This window comes from Nissabacter sp. SGAir0207 (assembly GCF_005491205.1).
GTDB lineage: Bacteria > Pseudomonadota > Gammaproteobacteria > Enterobacterales > Enterobacteriaceae > Chimaeribacter.
On sequence record NZ_CP028035.1, the window covers coordinates 3,701,715 to 3,717,037 of the forward strand.

13 protein-coding genes are annotated in these 15,323 nt (G+C 61.7%); all 13 read right to left on the reverse strand.

The window, feature by feature from the left end; translation table 11 throughout:
- Nucleotides 1-7: 7 nt before the first annotated feature.
- The 13 genes from C1N62_RS16635 to rho all read right to left on the reverse strand — a co-directional run bounded on the left by C1N62_RS16635 (nt 8) and on the right by rho (nt 15,063).
- Nucleotides 8-1,402: an amino acid permease gene (locus C1N62_RS16635; protein WP_137764668.1), complete on the reverse strand. Its 1,395-nt coding sequence runs from the start codon at nt 1,400-1,402 to the stop codon at nt 8-10.
- A gap of 294 nt (nt 1,403-1,696) precedes the next feature.
- A complete protein-coding gene (gene wecG / locus C1N62_RS16640) occupies nt 1,697-2,437 on the reverse strand; it encodes a lipopolysaccharide N-acetylmannosaminouronosyltransferase (protein WP_137764669.1) in 741 nt (246 codons plus the stop codon).
- 8 nt (nt 2,438-2,445) lie between these two features.
- Entirely contained in the window at nt 2,446-3,813 is a 1,368-nt protein-coding gene (gene wzyE, locus C1N62_RS16645; RefSeq protein WP_137764670.1) for an ECA oligosaccharide polymerase, read from the reverse strand.
- Nucleotides 3,810-4,895, reverse strand: a complete 1,086-nt coding sequence (locus tag C1N62_RS16650; RefSeq protein WP_137764671.1) for a TDP-N-acetylfucosamine:lipid II N-acetylfucosaminyltransferase — start codon at nt 4,893-4,895, stop codon at nt 3,810-3,812. Before C1N62_RS16650 ends, wzyE begins: the two co-directional genes overlap by 4 nt.
- Nucleotides 4,892-6,142 carry a lipid III flippase WzxE gene (wzxE, locus tag C1N62_RS16655; RefSeq protein ID WP_137765047.1) on the reverse strand — a complete coding sequence of 417 codons (1,251 nt, stop codon included), beginning with the start codon at nt 6,140-6,142 and terminating at the stop codon, nt 4,892-4,894. Before wzxE ends, C1N62_RS16650 begins: the two co-directional genes overlap by 4 nt.
- 1 nt (nt 6,143) lies before the next feature.
- Nucleotides 6,144-7,274, reverse strand: a complete 1,131-nt coding sequence (rffA, locus tag C1N62_RS16660) for a dTDP-4-amino-4,6-dideoxygalactose transaminase (RefSeq protein ID WP_137764672.1) — start codon at nt 7,272-7,274, stop codon at nt 6,144-6,146.
- Between the two features lie 4 nt (nt 7,275-7,278).
- Nucleotides 7,279-7,977 carry a dTDP-4-amino-4,6-dideoxy-D-galactose acyltransferase gene (gene rffC, locus C1N62_RS16665; protein WP_137765048.1) on the reverse strand — a complete coding sequence of 233 codons (699 nt, stop codon included), beginning with the start codon at nt 7,975-7,977 and terminating at the stop codon, nt 7,279-7,281.
- Nucleotides 7,955-8,836, reverse strand: coding sequence for a glucose-1-phosphate thymidylyltransferase RfbA (gene rfbA / locus C1N62_RS16670; protein ID WP_137764673.1), 882 nt, complete (start codon nt 8,834-8,836; stop codon nt 7,955-7,957). Before rfbA ends, rffC begins: the two co-directional genes overlap by 23 nt.
- A 48-nt stretch (nt 8,837-8,884) precedes the next feature.
- Nucleotides 8,885-10,147 carry a UDP-N-acetyl-D-mannosamine dehydrogenase gene (gene wecC, locus C1N62_RS16675; RefSeq protein ID WP_137764674.1) on the reverse strand — a complete coding sequence of 421 codons (1,263 nt, stop codon included), beginning with the start codon at nt 10,145-10,147 and terminating at the stop codon, nt 8,885-8,887.
- Complete coding sequence (wecB, locus tag C1N62_RS16680) at nt 10,144-11,274, reverse strand: non-hydrolyzing UDP-N-acetylglucosamine 2-epimerase (RefSeq protein ID WP_137764675.1); 1,131 nt, start codon at nt 11,272-11,274, stop codon at nt 10,144-10,146. The genes wecC and wecB overlap by 4 nt, the downstream gene beginning before the upstream one ends.
- A 63-nt stretch (nt 11,275-11,337) precedes the next feature.
- On the reverse strand, nt 11,338-12,387 hold the full coding sequence (wzzE, locus tag C1N62_RS16685; RefSeq protein WP_137764676.1) for an ECA polysaccharide chain length modulation protein: 1,050 nt from the start codon (nt 12,385-12,387) through the stop codon (nt 11,338-11,340).
- 20 nt (nt 12,388-12,407) lie between these two features.
- Nucleotides 12,408-13,505 (reverse strand): UDP-N-acetylglucosamine--undecaprenyl-phosphate N-acetylglucosaminephosphotransferase, encoded by a 1,098-nt coding sequence (wecA, locus tag C1N62_RS16690; protein WP_137764677.1) that lies wholly within the window; start codon nt 13,503-13,505, stop codon nt 12,408-12,410.
- A 298-nt stretch (nt 13,506-13,803) separates the two neighbouring features.
- Nucleotides 13,804-15,063, reverse strand: coding sequence for a transcription termination factor Rho (rho, locus tag C1N62_RS16695; protein WP_137764678.1), 1,260 nt, complete (start codon nt 15,061-15,063; stop codon nt 13,804-13,806).
- Nucleotides 15,064-15,323 lie beyond the last annotated feature (260 nt).

Consider the following 15,323-nt stretch of genomic DNA (forward strand, 5'->3'; position numbering starts at 1 on the left):
TAAGCCCTTATTCTACCGGGTTTTGCACCGTAGGTTTGCGTTTATGCATCCCCAGGCCCGCGTAGATCAGCGAGACACCGGCAATGAAAATGGCCCCCACCAGCAGCGAAATCCGCGTGTCTGGGTTGATTCCCATGCCTACCAGCACACAAAGCAGGAACGCGATGGTCAGGTAGTTGACGTAGGGGAACATTATCGACTTGAACGGATGGCTTTTCAGCGCCTGCTTATGCACCACGCGGAACTTAAGCTGGCTCACCAGCACCACGAACCACGGCACCATGCCCGGCAGCACGCTGGCGCTGTAGACATAGACAAACACCTTCTCCGGGTTCGGGATGATGTAGTTCAGGCAGGAGCCAGCCAGCAGGCAGAAGATGGTGACGGCAATGCCGTAGACCGGCACGCCGCCTTTGGAGACTTTTGCCAGGAACGATGGCAGTTGGCGGTTTTTTGCCAGCGCGTAGAGCATACGGCCACAGCTGTACATGCCGCTGTTGCAGCCGGAGAGCGCCGCCGTCAGTACCACGAAGTTGATGATGCCTGCCGCGGCAGCGATGCCGATCTTGGCGAAGGTCAGCACGAACGGGCTGCCGTGCGAGCCAATCTCATTCCACGGGTAGATGGTGATGATGACGAAGATTGCGCCCACGTAGAAGATCAGGATGCGCCACAGGATGTTGTTGATGGCGCGCTTCAGCGTGACCTGCGGGTTCTTGGCTTCGCCAGCGGTGATGCCCACCAGCTCGACCCCTTGGTAGGAGGCCACCACGATACAGAGCGCAAACAGGAAGCCTTTCCAGCCGCCAGCGAAGAAGCCGCCGTGGACGGTCAGGTTCTCAAAGCCCAGCGCCTGGCCGTGGTTGCCAAAGCCGAAGAAGATGACCCCCAGCCCGGCGACAATCATCACGATGATGGTGGTGACCTTGATCAGCGCGAACCAGAACTCAAACTCGCCATACAGCTTCACCGCCGCCAGGTTGGCCAGCGCCACCAGCGCAATCGCTGCCAGTGCTGGCACCCACTGGGGCAGCTCCGGGAACCAGTACTGCACATAGACGCCCACGGCGGTGATCTCGGAGATCCCCACGGCTATCCACATGAACCAGTAGCTCCAGGCGGTCAGGTAGCCGAAGTAAGGACTGAGGTACTTATGCGCATAGACCGCAAAGGAGCCAGCCACCGGCTCCAGGTGCAGCATCTCGCCCATCGCGCGCATAATGAAAAACACAAACAGACCGGCGACGATGTAGGCCAGCAGCACTGACGGCCCTGCCCACTTCAACGTACTGCCCGCGCCCATGAACAACCCGACACCGATGGTGCCGCCGAGCGCTATCAGCTCGATATGCCGGGCCTCCAACCCTCGCTGTAATCCTTTCTTCTCTTCGTGACTCGCCATAATTCCTCTGTTTCTCGCGTGTTGTGTATGCCTTCCAGCCCGCTGGAATGTTATTTTTTTGGTTGACTATGCCTGTGACAACGGCGGCAGGACGCCACCGGGGGTAAGCGGTCAGCAGCGGGGGATTTCCTACAGAAAGGATTCAGGCGGAAAAGCGGCCCAGCTACCGGGGGAGTTACCGGGCGCTATGGTTCCGTATTTTCCTGTCAGAAGCAAACCAGAATTTGCAAGCGTTGCGACGGGGCGACCGCTTTTTTTGCCAAAAACGCCCCGCGAAGCGGGGCGTCGAAAGCATCAGAGTTGGTTGGTGTAGTGGTAGCGCAGGTATTTCAGCAGCTTAAGCTGGCGGCGCAGCCGGCTGGGTTGCAGCAGGAGACGGTAGAGCCACTCCAGCCCGCTGTTCTGCCAGAATTTCGGCGCACGGCGCACATGGCCGGTAAAGACGTCATAGGTGCCGCCGACGCCCATGTAGAGCGCCTGCGGATGGAGCGCGCGGCAGTCGCGCATCAGCACCTCCTGCCGCGGCGAGCCCATCGCCACCGTGACAATCGCCGCGCCGCTGGCCTTCACCCGCTCAAACAGCGACGTCCGCTGCTCGGGGGTGAAGTAGCCATCCTGGCTGCCGACGATGTTGACGTTCCACAGCGCGCGCAGCTTCTCCTCGGTCTGCGCCAGAATCTCTGGCTTGCCGCCAATCAGGAACACCGGCGTGCCCTCCTGCCCGGCGCGCTGCATCAGTGCCTCCCACAGATCGGCACCCGCGATGCGTGACACCTCAGCGCCGGGGTATTTGCGGCGGATGGAGCGCACGATGCTGATGCCGTCGGCGTACTTATACTCCACGCCGTTGATCAGCGCGTGCAGCGAGGCGTCGCGCTCGCTGGCCAGCACCTTTTCGGCGTTAATCGCCACCAGCGTACCGGTTTTGACCCGGCCGCCCGTGAACAGGTGATCGAGAAACTGCGCCTGATGTTTGAATCCCCAGATATCCAGGCCACGGATGCGGTACTGGGGGACAGAGCGTAATGAGTCCATGAGTTTCCTTACAGGATGCCGTCCGCCGCAGGCGGCTCGCCGGGGGAGATGGCCCGGCGGCCGCGCGGCCGGATCAAGCCGCTGGCGTCGAACATCCAGTACAACAGTTTCGCCGCCACCAGACAGGCGCCGAACACCAGACAGAAGAACACCACGCGCGAGCCAAAGGCATCGACCCCTTCCCGCGCCAGCACAATCATATTGAACACCGCGCCGAAGCAAAACGCCTGCAACACCGCCGACTTATAGCGGTTGCCCTCCGCCTTGCCCTGCTCATACAGCCAGTCGAACCACTTGATGATGCCGCCGACCGCCACCGCGCCCAGCGGGATGAACCACGCGCCGCCCATCACCACCAGCGAGCCAATCAGCGTCGGCGAAATCGCCAGCCCCGAGTGGTTGTCCAACACCTCCCAGGTGAAGTAGTTGGCGGAGTTGAGCACCTCGCTCGGCCTTCCCGGCCAGAGCCAGCTCGGGATAAAGACGTAGAAGTCACGGGCCATCGGGGCCAGCCCTTGGAAATCGATCTTATCGTAGTTCTGCAACAGCAGCGCCAGATTCTCCCACGGCGAGAAGGTGTCACGCGTCAGGTAGAGGAAGGTGTAGAACGCCTCCGCCCCACTGACGTCCAGGCTATAGCGCTTCAGCGCCAGCCAGAACATGCCGACGATGCCGAACAGGCCAGCGGCGGCCAGCATCCATAGCGTGATCCAGCCGCGCACGATGCCGATAAACAGGAACAGCGCGAAGGCGATGATGATGTTGGCGCGCGTGCCGCCGACAATCATATAGGTCAGGATGCCAAACGCCACCGTGCTCACCAGGAAGAACAGCCAGGCGCGCAGATCCTGCCGCAGAAAGTAGACCACCAGCATCGCCGGGATGAAGAAGTAGAAGAAGCGCTTGAGCGCCACCCCTGAGACTTCGCTGGAAAAGATCTGGTTGTAGGCACTGAGCTTGAACAGCAGGAAACCGTTGTGCATGAAGAACACGGTCACCGTGCCGAGGGCAATCAGCGCCAGCATCATCCAGGTAAGGTGCGCCTCCACCCGGTTCAGGGTGAAGACCGGCCGACGCGGCGGGGCGTTGGCCGCGCGCAGCCGCGTTTTGTAGGCGACATAGTAGATGGCGTAGAAGCAGGTGGCGGAGAGCAGCGCCTGCAACAAGTAGGCTGGCGGCACCACCTCCACGTCAAAACCGAACACCAGCGCGCAGGTGAGCGGGAAGCCGAAGTAGAAGGTCAGCAGGTAGAGCAACGTGAAGAAGACGTTGAAGTTGAAGCGCACGCGGCGGAACTCGCGGTAGGCGAGCGTCAGGATAAACAGCAGCGAGGCGGCGTAGACCACCGCCAGCCCGGCGAACTCGGTCAGGCTCATGCGGCCTCCCCGGCGGCCAGCGCCAGCGCGTGCAACCAACCATCCAGATAGTTGGGGCGGAAGAAGGCGATCTCCCGCTTGTCCACCAGCGCCAGTTGCCGTTGCGCCTCACGCACCACCGTCTCGTCGAGCGTGTCGCCGTAGAACAGCACCGGCAAATGCTGCTCCGCCAGATCCTGCCAGAAGGGGTTCTGGCGGCTCAGCACAAAGGGAATGCCGAACTGGATCAGCAGGCAGAGCGTACCAATGCCCTGCTGGCGGTTGAAGATGAAGTAGCCAAGGTCGCACTGCCGCAGCAACTCAAGGTAGTCGGGGAAGGCCAGTTGCTCGGTCAGCAGTTGCAGATTCCCGGCCGGGAACAGCGCCTCACCAGCCGCGCGGATCTGCGCAATCCACGCCTCATTGTTGGCCGGATAGCCGAGCGGCACCACCACCCGCACATTGCCGCCAAACTGCCGGTGGATCGCCTGCAACGCCTCAATGTGGCGGTTGGTGCGATCGCCGGAGTTGCCCAGCAGAATGGTCAGCGGGCGATCGCCGTGCGGCGGGCGCGGCGCGTCATTCAGCGCCGGGTCCATGCGGGTCGGGAAGTAGAGCAGCGAGGCCGGCACCCGTGGGTGGCGCTGGCGGAAGTGCTGGAGGTCGCCACGGGTGGCAAACACCTGCCCGATGCGCCCCTGCGCCAGCCGACGCATCAGGTAGAACAGCCGGTACTTCCAGCCTTTCGCCTCCTCATAGAGATCCCCGCCCCAGATGTGCCAGCTCACCTGCTGCGGCTGGATCTTGCGCTGGAGCAGCGCCAGCCACAGCGTGGGGTTGAACTGCCCATGCAGGAAGAAGCGGGTCTGCCGCGACTGCTGCGCCCGCGCAATCACCGCCTGCGCCAGCGTGGCCTTGTCGGCGAAGGTCTCAATCTGCAACTCGGTAAAGGGCGCGAAGGCGGACGCATCCGCCGCCGCTACCATAAAGTGGCGGGTCTGCCCGGCTGGCGCGCGCGCCGACAGCTCATCATTGAAGAAGCGCAGTACGGTCAGGTTGTGGTGTGGGATGTCCGATCCCAGAACGTGAATAAGTGTGGTCATGCCCGCCTACGATAGATCAGGAAAACCGTGCTACAGAGCACGAAATAGACAATATAGGTCGCCATATAGGCTTGTGCCGCCCCCAGCGCGCCATGCGCCGGGATGAGCCAGTGGGCGAAGCCAATCAGCAGCAGGAACTGGCTGAGTTCGGTGAGCAGGTAGAAGCGCAGCGATGCCCGGGCAATCACCAGATAGCCATAGACATAGGCGCCGACCTTCAGCACGTCCCCCACCAGTTGCCAGGCGAACAGATCGCGCATCGCCGTGAATTTTTCCGAGAAGAGCAGCCAGATCGCCACATCGCGCAGCAGCCAGACCGCCAGACTGACCGTCGCCACCGCTGGCAGCACAAAGGCCAGCGAGCGGCCAATCTCACGCGTGACCGCCGCTTTCTCCTTCAGCCGCGACAGCGTGGGCAACAGATAGACGCTGAATGACGCGGTGATGAATTGCAGGTAGGCGTCAGAGATGCTGCTCACCCCCTGCCAGATGCCAACGGCGTCCCAGCCATCATGCGCCGCCAGCAGGTTACGCATCATGATATAGGCCACCGGCAGGGTAACGGCGGTCATCAGCGCCATCAGGGTGAACTTGGCGTACTGGCCACCCAGCACGCGATCCCAGCCCGGCTTCAGGTCACGCAACGACACCGGTTGGCGACGCGCCAGCATCAGCCCGGCTGGCAGGGCCGCCAGCGCGGGCACCAGCGCCAGCCCCAGCAGCGCCCCCTCGTAGCCGCCAAGGCGGAAACAGAGGTAGTAGGCCACCAGCCCAATCAGGCTGCCACCGGCAATCGCCAGCGCATTGCCCAGCGCGTCGCGGTAGCCCTTCAGGATCGCCAGAAAGAAGTTGGCGTAGGCGATGCCCATCTGCACCAGCGCCACGCCGCGCACCACATTCTGGTAGCGGTCATGGCCGAACAGCCCCTGACTGATGGGCGCGGCGGCCAGCAAAAACAGCAGCGCCAGCAGGGTGGAGAAGCCGAGGATCAGCGTCGAGGCGGTGCCGAGCACTGCCTGCAGTTGCGGGCCATCCTGCCGGTGCTCCGCCACATATTTAGTGACGCCATTGAAGATGCCCGCGCCGGAGAGCACCCCGAGCACGGTCACCAGTTGACGGAAATTGCCCGCCTGCCCGACCCCGCTGGGGCCGTAGGCGACGGCAAGCAGTTTGACCACCAGCAGCCCGACGCCGATTTTGATCAGCGTCGAGCCAGCGGTCCAGACGGATGCTTTGGCCAGTGACATATCAGGCAAAGAAACTCAGGATGGTGTTGATGACCGTGCGTTGGTTGACGTCAGACAGGTTGAAGAACAGCGGCAGGCGCACCAGACGCTCGCTTTCGCGGGTGGTGAAGCGGTCTTCGCCAGCGAAGCGGCCGAAGTGCTCACCGGCCGGGCAGGCGTGCAGCGGGATGTAGTGGAACACCGTCATGATCTCCGCCTCTTTCATGTAGGCGATGAAGGCGTCACGCTCCGCGATGTCGCGCAGCCGGATGTAGAACATGTGGGCGTTGTGCACGCAGTCCGCCGGGATGGCCGGCAGGTCGATGCGCCCTTGCTGCGCCAGACGGGAGAGCGCCTCATAGTAGTTGGTCCAGAGCAGCAGGCGGCGCTGGTTGATGCGGTCAGCCGCCTCCAGCTGCGCCCAGAGATAGGCGGCCTGCAAATCGGACATCAGGAAGCTGGAGCCAAGGTCGCGCCAGGTATATTTGTCCACCTGACCCCGGAAGAACTGGCTGCGGTTGGTGCCCTTCTCGCGGATGATCTCCGCGCGCTCAATCAGCGAACGGTCGTTGATCAGCGTCGCCCCACCCTCGCCGCCAGCGGTGTAATTTTTGGTTTCATGGAAGCTGAAGCAGCCGATGTGGCCGATGGTGCCAAGCGCGCGCCCCTTGTAGCGGGACATCACGCCCTGCGCGGCATCCTCCACCACGAACAGCTTGTACTTCTCCGCCAGCGCCATGATGGTGTCCATCTCGCAGGCGACGCCCGCGTAGTGCACTGGCACGATGGCGCGGGTTTTGTCGGTGATAGCCGCCTCGATTTTAGTCTCATCGATGTTCATGGTGTCCGGGCGGAGATCGACGAACACCACCTTCGCGCCGCGCAGCACAAAGGCGTTGGCGGTTGAGACGAAGGTGTAGCTCGGCATGATCACCTCATCGCCAGCCTTGATGTCGAGCAGCAGCGCCGCCATCTCCAGCGAGGCGGTGCAGGAGGGGGTCAGCAGCACTTTCGGGCAGCCAAAGTTCTGTTCAATCCACTGCTGGCAGCGGCGGGTGTAGCCGCCGTCGCCGCACAGCTTGCCGCTGCTCATCGCGGATTGCATGTAGTCGATTTCAGTGCCCACCACCGGTGGCGCGTTAAATGGAATCATAGGATCACCTGTACAACCAAAATGAAGTGGCCGTCACCGACGCGCCACTGCCAATGTAGAGACGCTGCGCCGCCACGTTGCCCACTTGTGTCGCTACGTGCAGGCGGGTCACCTGCTCATCGCGGCACCAGAGGCGGGCGGCCTGCATCAACTGTTTGCCCACGCCGCGCCCACTCGCGCCCGGCCAGGCCGCCAGCAGGCCAATGCGCGCCTCGCCTGACGCCAAACGGCGCAGGGTGACAAAGCCCTGCGGCACCCCCTCCGCCTCCAGCAGCAGGCAGAGGTGGTCGAAGCTGCCGTGGACGGCGTTGGCTATCCACTGGGCGTAGAAACGCCCGCTCGCCTGCAGCGGATACCACGGCGCGCGGAAACGGCTCAGGGCGAAGGCGGATGCCGCCGCCTGTTGCAAGGCGGGAATATCCGATGCGTCGGCCACGCGCACCTGTAAGGCAGGCGAGGCCGCCTCAGCGGCGATCGGCAGGGTGAAATCCACCTCGCCCTCCGCCAGCCGGAAGCCGAGCGCCGCCAGCCCATCTGCCAGCGGCAGCGCATCCGCCGCGATTTTCGCCTGCACCACCTGATAGGGCTGAAGCCGCGCCGGGGTCAACGGGGCGGCTTCAGCGGAGAAGTCGAGTTTGGCGCTCGGCAACTGGAAGAAGTCACTCTCCCAGCGCAGCGGCTCAATATTGGCGTGGACGCGCATGGAGCAGATCCAGTAAGTATTGGCCGTAGCCGGTTTTGCCCAGCGCCTGACCGGCGCGCGCCAGCGTGGCATCATCCAGCCAGCCGTTGCGCCAGCCAATCTCCTCCAGACAGGCGATCTTAAAGCCCTGCCGCTTCTCCACTACCTGCACGAAACTGCTCGCCTCCATCAGGCTCTCGTGGGTGCCGGTGTCGAGCCAGGCGAAGCCGCGCCCCAGCAGTTCGACGTTCAGCTCGCCGCGATCCAGATACATCTGGTTGATGCTGGTGATCTCCAGCTCGCCCCGGCTGGAGGGCTTCACCTGCCGGGCGAACTCCACCACCTGCGCGTCATAGAAGTAGAGGCCGGTCACCGCCCAGTTGGAGCGCGGCTGGGCTGGCTTCTCCTCAATCGACAGCGCGCGGAAGTCGTCATCAAACTCCACCACGCCGAAGCGTTCCGGGTCCATCACCTGGTAGCCGAACAGGGTCGCGCCCTGCGTCCGCGCCGCCACGCGCTGCAATTTCGGGCTAAAGCCCTGCCCAAAGTGGATATTGTCACCCAACGCCAGACAGACCGGATCGCCATCGATAAAGCGCTCCGCGATCAGGAAGGCCTGAGCCAGCCCGTCCGGGTGCGCCTGCACCTCATAGTGCAGGCGAATGCCGAACTCGTCGCCATTGCCAAGCAGCCGCTGGAAGGAGGCACGTTCATCGGGAGTAGTAATAATCAGGATGTCCCGGATGCCAGCCAGCATCAGCACCGACAGCGGATAGTAGATCATCGGCTTGTCATAGATGGGCAGCAGTTGCTTGGAGACCCCAAGGGTGAGGGGGTGCAGGCGGGAGCCGGAGCCGCCCGCCAGGATAATGCCTTTCATTGTTTCTCCTGTCGCGCCGCCCGCTGGGCGACGCGCCTGGGTTCATGGCTAGCGCCACACGCCTTTGGTATCCACCACCCACGGCTGGCGGATCTGCGCCGCCGGGATGGCCTTGAAGCGCTGGTGATCCACCAGCATCACCACCACATCCGCCTGCTGCAACGCCTCGTCAATCTCCACCAGCCGGGCATGGCCCGCCAGCGACGGCGGCAGGCTGGTGACGTGCGGCTCGACCACCAGCGTGTCGCCACGGTGCCAGTCGGCGATCATGTGCGCCACCTCCACCGCCGGGCTTTCGCGCAGGTCATCAATATTGGGTTTGAACGCCAGCCCAAAGCAGGCGATGGTCACGTCCGCGGCGCGGCAATCGCTGGCGGCCAGACAGTCAGCGACCGCCGCCTTCACCTGATTCACCACCCAGTGCGGCTTGCTGTCATTCACTTCGCGCGCGGTGCGGATCAGGCGCGCCAGCTCCGGGTTCTGCGCCACGATAAACCACGGATCCACGGCGATGCAGTGGCCGCCCACGCCGGGGCCGGGTTGCAGGATATTGACGCGTGGGTGGCGGTTCGCCAGCCGGATCAGCTCCCAGACGTTGATCTGCTGTTCGGCGCAGATCAGCGACAGCTCATTGGCGAAGGCGATATTGACGTCACGGAAGCTGTTTTCGGTCAGCTTGCACATCTCGGCGGTGCGGGCGTTGGTGAGCACGCACTCGCCCTCCAGGAAGATCTCATACAGCGCGCGCGCGCGGGCAGAGCAGGCGGGCGTCATGCCGCCGATCACCCGGTCATTCTTGATCAGCTCCACCATCACCTGCCCCGGCAGCACCCGCTCCGGGCAGTAGGCGATGTGGATGTCCGCCTGCTCGCCCGCCTGCTGCGGGAAGGTGAGATCGGGGCGCTCAGCGGCCAGCCAGCCGGCCATCTGCTCGGTGGCACCCACTGGCGAGGTGGACTCCAAAATCACCAGATCGCCCCGTTTCAGCACCGGCGCAATGGCGCGCGCCGCCGCTTCCACGTAGGCCAGATCGGGCTGATAGTCGCCCTTGAACGGCGTGGGGACGGCGATCAGGAAGGCATCCGCTGCCTGTGGCGTGGTCACCGCGCGCAGATAGCCCGCCTCCACCGCCTGTTTGACCACCACATCCAGATCCGGCTCAACAATATGGATATCGCCCCGGTTGATGGTCTCCACCGCGTGCGGGTTGATGTCCACACCGATGACGTTTTTCTGGCGCGAGGCAAAGGCCGCGGCCGTCGGCAGGCCAATGTAGCCCAGTCCGATCACAGAGATAGTTGCAAAACTCATAGCTTCACCTGATGGTTCTTTAATGCGTGAAGAATACGCTGACAGGCATGTCCATCGCCGTAAGGGTTATGTGCGCGACTCATGGCATGGTATTCGTCGTCGCTATTCAGCAGGCCGGTGACCTCCTGCACAATTTTCGCCATGTCGGTGCCGACCAGCCGCACGGTGCCGGCGTCCACCGCCTCCGGGCGCTCGGTGGTATCACGCATCACCAGCACCGGCTTGCCAAGGGAGGGAGCCTCCTCCTGGATGCCGCCGGAGTCGGTGAGGATCAGGTAGGCGCGATCCATCAGATAGACAAACGGCAGGTAGTCCTGCGGTTCAATCAGGAAGATGTTCTCGATGCCGCTGAGGATGCGGTTCACCGGCTCGCTGACATTCGGGTTGAGGTGCACCGGATAGACCACCTGCACCTCCGGGTGGCGGCGGGCGATCTCCGCCAGCGCGGTGCAGATGCGCTCAAAGCCGCCGCCGAAGCTCTCGCGCCGGTGGCCGGTGACCAGAATCATCTTTTTGCCCTCATCCAGGAAGGCGTACTCCTGGCCGAGGCGCTCCACCAGCGGCGGGTTGGTGCGGATGCGGTCACGCACCCACAGCAGCGCGTCAATCACCGTGTTGCCGGTGACGGTGATCTGGCGATCCGGCGTTGACTCCGCCAGCAGGTTGCGGCGGGCGTTCTCCGTTGGCGCGAAGTGCCAGGTGGCGAGCGCGCCGGTCATCTTGCGGTTGGCCTCCTCCGGCCAGGGGGAGAAGAGATCGCCGGTGCGCAGACCGGCCTCGACGTGGCCGACCGGGATGCGCTGGTAGAAGGCCGCGAGGCTGGTGGCCATGGTGGTGGTGGTGTCGCCATGCACCAGCACCACGTCCGGCCGGAATGACTCCAGCACCGGCTTCAGCCCCTCTAGGATGCGGCAGGTGACCTCCGTCAGTCCCTGACCGGGGCGCATGATGTTGAGGTCAAAGTCCGGCTCAATATCAAACAGGCGCAAAACCTGATCCAACATCTCGCGATGTTGAGCCGTTACGCAGACCTTTGCCTCAAAGGACGCATCCTGAGCCAGGGCGTGTACCAGCGGGGCCATCTTGATGGCCTCCGGTCGGGTGCCGAAAACAGTCAACACTTTCACAGCGAATCTCTTTTAAGTCGTGAGGGGGTGCCCGCCCGCAAGCCCAGGCCCCCATAAATCAAGTTAAGCCCGACGGCGCGCCAGAGCCACGCCCGCGCCGATCAATGCGCCCACCGCGCCCCACATCACCATCAGCAGCGTGCGGCGCGGGCTGTCCCGCGTGACCGGCTCCTCCGGGGTGCGCAGGTAGCGGTAGGTCTGGAACTTCGCATCCAGCACCGGCCCCACCTTGAGGGTCGAGAGCATTGCCCGGTTCTGGTCGTAGCTGATGTCATAGCTCGGGCCAGATGCCTGAAGTGCCTCCAGCCGCGCCTGCAACATCGGCGTGCCCAGCAGGAACATGTCAGAGTCTGGCAACTGCTCCGCTGGCGTGGTGGTCTGGCTGCGGCTGATGTTCTGCTGGCGCGCGATCTTCAGCGCCTGCCCGACGCCGGTCAGCGCACGCTTGTAAACCGCCGCCGCCACCGCCTCCTGGCGCTTGACCTGCGCCAGCATCGACACGGTACGCGCCGCCCACGCGCCTTGCAGCTCATCATTCAGGTGCTGCACCGCCCGCAAACTGGCGAACGCCACGTAGCGGCGCAGCAGCTGGTTGGCGTCCGCGGCGCGCTCCGCCGTCAGCTTCACGTTGTCATTCAGGAATTTTTTATCATCATGCGGGGTGAACTGAATATTGCCGATCAGTTTATCCAGTAACGCCGCATCTGCTTTGACATCACCTTCCTGACGCTGCTTGTAATAGTCAGTCTGCAACCAGAAGTCGCGGCGCGTATCGTAGGCCGCCAGCTGCATAATGAACTCATTATAGGCGTCATCTGAAATCGAGGGCTGGTCATGGTCAGCCGAGTTGTTTATCAGGCTATCGAGGTTGCGCAGGAACTGCGCCTGCGAGTAGTAGCCGCCAAGGTTGTTGACCGTTGGCCGGTCAGTGATCGCTGTGGCGCTCCACTTCTGCTCCATCAGCGCGGAGGCGCCCAGCGCCGCGGCCGCAGAGAGTAAACCCAGCCCAACAATCCAGCCTTTGCCACGCCACAGGGCGCAGCACAGGCCACGGATATCAAGCTCATTTTCCACAGATTGACGGCTGGGGGTTGGGGACGTCTCAGATTTCATCACTGCCAGAACACCTCGGATTAGGATACGTGTTTATTGATGGTCGAGCGGCGCATACGGCGCTTGATACGTTTGATAAACCGGGCGACGCGCCAGGCGCGCTTGATACAGTAGCCGTAGAGCAAAAATGCCAGCAGGAACAGCACCAGCATCATCCACTCCGGCACAAACACCAGCCGCTCGCCGATTACGCCAATCGCCGCCAGCAGCGCCGCCGCCAGCGTAATCAGCACAAAGGCCTGCCGGGAGGAGAAACCGGCGCGCATGATCAGGTGGTGGATGTGCTGGCGGTCAGGCGAGAAGGGGCTCATCCCCTTGCGCAGCCGACGGTACATGATGGCAATCATGTCCATCAGCGGGATGGCGATCAGCCACAGCGCGGTGACCGGGTTCATCGGCGGCGTCGGGCCTTGGGTGCTCTGCATCAAAATCCAGATGGCGGTGAAGCCGATCAGCGTACTGCCGGCATCGCCCATAAACACCTTGTAGCGCCGGCCCAGCACGCCCAGATTGAGCAGGATATAGGGGATGATGGCGGCGATCATGGCGAAGCACCAGAGCGCCAGGTCGATGTGCCCGGCCTGATAGACCAGAATGCCCATCGCCCCAAAGGAGACGCACGACAGGCCGCCAAGCAGGCCGTCGATGCCATCCACCATATTGAAGGCGTTGATGGCCGCCCACACGGCGAACAGCGTCACCAGATAGCCAAACGGCCCCAGCACCATCTCCCACGGCCCCAGAATATAACCGAGGCTCTTGAGGGTCAGGCCAGCGAACACCATCATCGAGATACCGACCAGCGCCTGCACCAGCGCGCGGATTTTGACGCTGATGTCAAAGCGGTCATCCAGCGCGCCGACCAACACCAGCACCCCGGCGCAGGTCAGATAGAGCGCCGAGTGGGGAATATGGAAATCCGAGATCAGGAAGGTGAAACAGATGCCGGCAAAGACGGAGATGCCGCCAACCAGTGGGATCAACCCCTGATGGCGCTTGCGGTAGTTGGGTCTGTCAACTAAGCCAATTTTCTTTGCGACTTTGCGGGCAGCAAATAAGAAACAGAAGGAAAACAGGAAGATAAAGAGAAGATCATTACTCATAGTGAGTAGATTCACAGTTAACAGCTCTCTGCATAAAGATAAGGCAATCCGGTTTGTAACCTGGCAATGTCATAAACCCTCGCAGCCTTATAGTCCTATCCTATGGTGACAGTTATGGTTATCGCGTGTCAAAAAACCTTCGCGGATTATGCTGCGTGCTCACCCGGGTGTTAACTAACTTAGGAAAACATCTCCCCGAATGCCATCCGCTATTATCTGAATGTTGTAAATATGGATCTTTTTTGGCGCTATCGTAGCGGCCAAAAGCGAAAAACGCCACGACTTAGCGTGGCGTTCCCCGAGTTTTACAGAATTATGAGCGCTTCATCATATCGAAGAATTCATCATTCGTTTTGGTCATTGCCAGCTTATTGATGAGGAACTCCATCGCGTCGATTTCACCCATCGGATGGATAATCTTGCGCAGGATCCACATCTTCTGCAGCTCTTCCTGGGAGGTCAGCAGCTCCTCCTTACGGGTACCGGAGCGGTTGTAGTCAATCGCCGGGAAGACGCGTTTTTCCGCAATCTTACGTGCCAGGTGCAGTTCCATGTTACCTGTACCCTTGAACTCTTCGTAGATCACCTCGTCCATCTTCGAGCCGGTATCGACCAACGCGGTGGCGATGATGGTCAGGCTGCCGCCCTCTTCCACGTTACGCGCGGCACCGAAGAAGCGCTTCGGACGGTGCAGGGCGTTGGCGTCCACACCACCGGTCAGTACCTTGCCAGAGGCCGGCACCACGGTGTTGTAGGCACGCGCCAGACGGGTAATGGAGTCCAGCAGGATGATGACGTCTTTCTTGTGTTCGACCAGGCGCTTCGCCTTCTCGATCACCATCTCTGCTACCTGCACGTGACGGGAAGCCGGTTCGTCGAAGGTCGACGCAACCACTTCACCCTTCACCAGACGTTGCATCTCGGTCACCTCTTCCGGACGCTCGTCAATCAGCAGCACCATCAGCACGCAATCCGGGTGGTTGTAGGCGATGCTCTGCGCGATGTTTTGCAGCAGCATGGTCTTACCGGCTTTCGGCGGTGCGACGATCAGGCCACGCTGGCCACGGCCAATCGGGGAGGCCAGATCCAGAACGCGGGCGGTGATGTCTTCGGTGGAACCGTTGCCGCGTTCCATACGCAGACGGGAGTTGGCATGCAGCGGGGTGAGGTTTTCGAACAGGATCTTGTTGCGGGCGTTTTCAGGCTTGTCGTAGTTGACTTCGTTGACTTTCAGCAGCGCAAAGTAACGCTCACCCTCTTTCGGGGGACGAATCTTACCGGAAATGGTGTCACCGGTACGAAGGTTGAAGCGGCGGATTTGGCTGGGGGAAACGTAGATGTCATCAGGACCGGCGAGGTAGGAGCTGTCTGCAGAGCGGAGGAAGCCGAAGCCATCCTGCAATATCTCCAGTACGCCATCGCCGAAGATATCCTCACCACTCTTCGCATGCTGCTTGAGAATGGAGAAGATGATATCTTGCTTGCGCATACGGGCCAGGTTTTCCAGCCCCATGTTTTCGCCGAGAGTAATCAGCTCAGAAACCGGCGTGTTCTTTAATTCGGTAAGATTCATAGTGGTGGGTTCTTAAACTCGGGGTATGTCTCGAACTTGTCGTGAATGGTATGGCAGCGTATTCCGTGCCTGTTTACTGGCATTCAATCTCAGTGCATTCATCAGAAGAGAGACCGTGAGCATTACGGTATTCATGAAAATTTGGCAGACTGAGAACGAAAATGCCTAAATGATTTTAGCAAAACCGTATGACTGTCAAACGCATCGTAAATCGTGCCGCTTGGAAAAATAACGTGCGGTGATTGTGCCGTGCAGGAAAG

Excerpts from the sequence above, each read along its gene's own strand:
- C1N62_RS16635 (WP_137764668.1), bottom strand. The coding sequence starts at position 1,402 with ATGGCGAGTCACGAAGAGAAGAAAGGATTACAGCGAGGGTTGGAGGCC.
- wecG (WP_137764669.1), bottom strand. The coding sequence starts at position 2,437 with ATGGACTCATTACGCTCTGTCCCCCAGTACCGCATCCGTGGCCTGGAT.
- wzyE (WP_137764670.1), bottom strand. The coding sequence starts at position 3,813 with ATGAGCCTGACCGAGTTCGCCGGGCTGGCGGTGGTCTACGCCGCCTCG.
- C1N62_RS16650 (WP_137764671.1), bottom strand. The coding sequence starts at position 4,895 with ATGACCACACTTATTCACGTTCTGGGATCGGACATCCCACACCACAAC.
- wzxE (WP_137765047.1), bottom strand. The coding sequence starts at position 6,142 with ATGTCACTGGCCAAAGCATCCGTCTGGACCGCTGGCTCGACGCTGATC.
- rffA (WP_137764672.1), bottom strand. The coding sequence starts at position 7,274 with ATGATTCCATTTAACGCGCCACCGGTGGTGGGCACTGAAATCGACTAC.
- rffC (WP_137765048.1), bottom strand. The coding sequence starts at position 7,977 with ATGCGCGTCCACGCCAATATTGAGCCGCTGCGCTGGGAGAGTGACTTC.
- rfbA (WP_137764673.1), bottom strand. The coding sequence starts at position 8,836 with ATGAAAGGCATTATCCTGGCGGGCGGCTCCGGCTCCCGCCTGCACCCC.
- wecC (WP_137764674.1), bottom strand. The coding sequence starts at position 10,147 with ATGAGTTTTGCAACTATCTCTGTGATCGGACTGGGCTACATTGGCCTG.
- wzzE (WP_137764676.1), bottom strand. The coding sequence starts at position 12,387 with ATGAAATCTGAGACGTCCCCAACCCCCAGCCGTCAATCTGTGGAAAAT.
- rho (WP_137764678.1), bottom strand. The coding sequence starts at position 15,063 with ATGAATCTTACCGAATTAAAGAACACGCCGGTTTCTGAGCTGATTACT.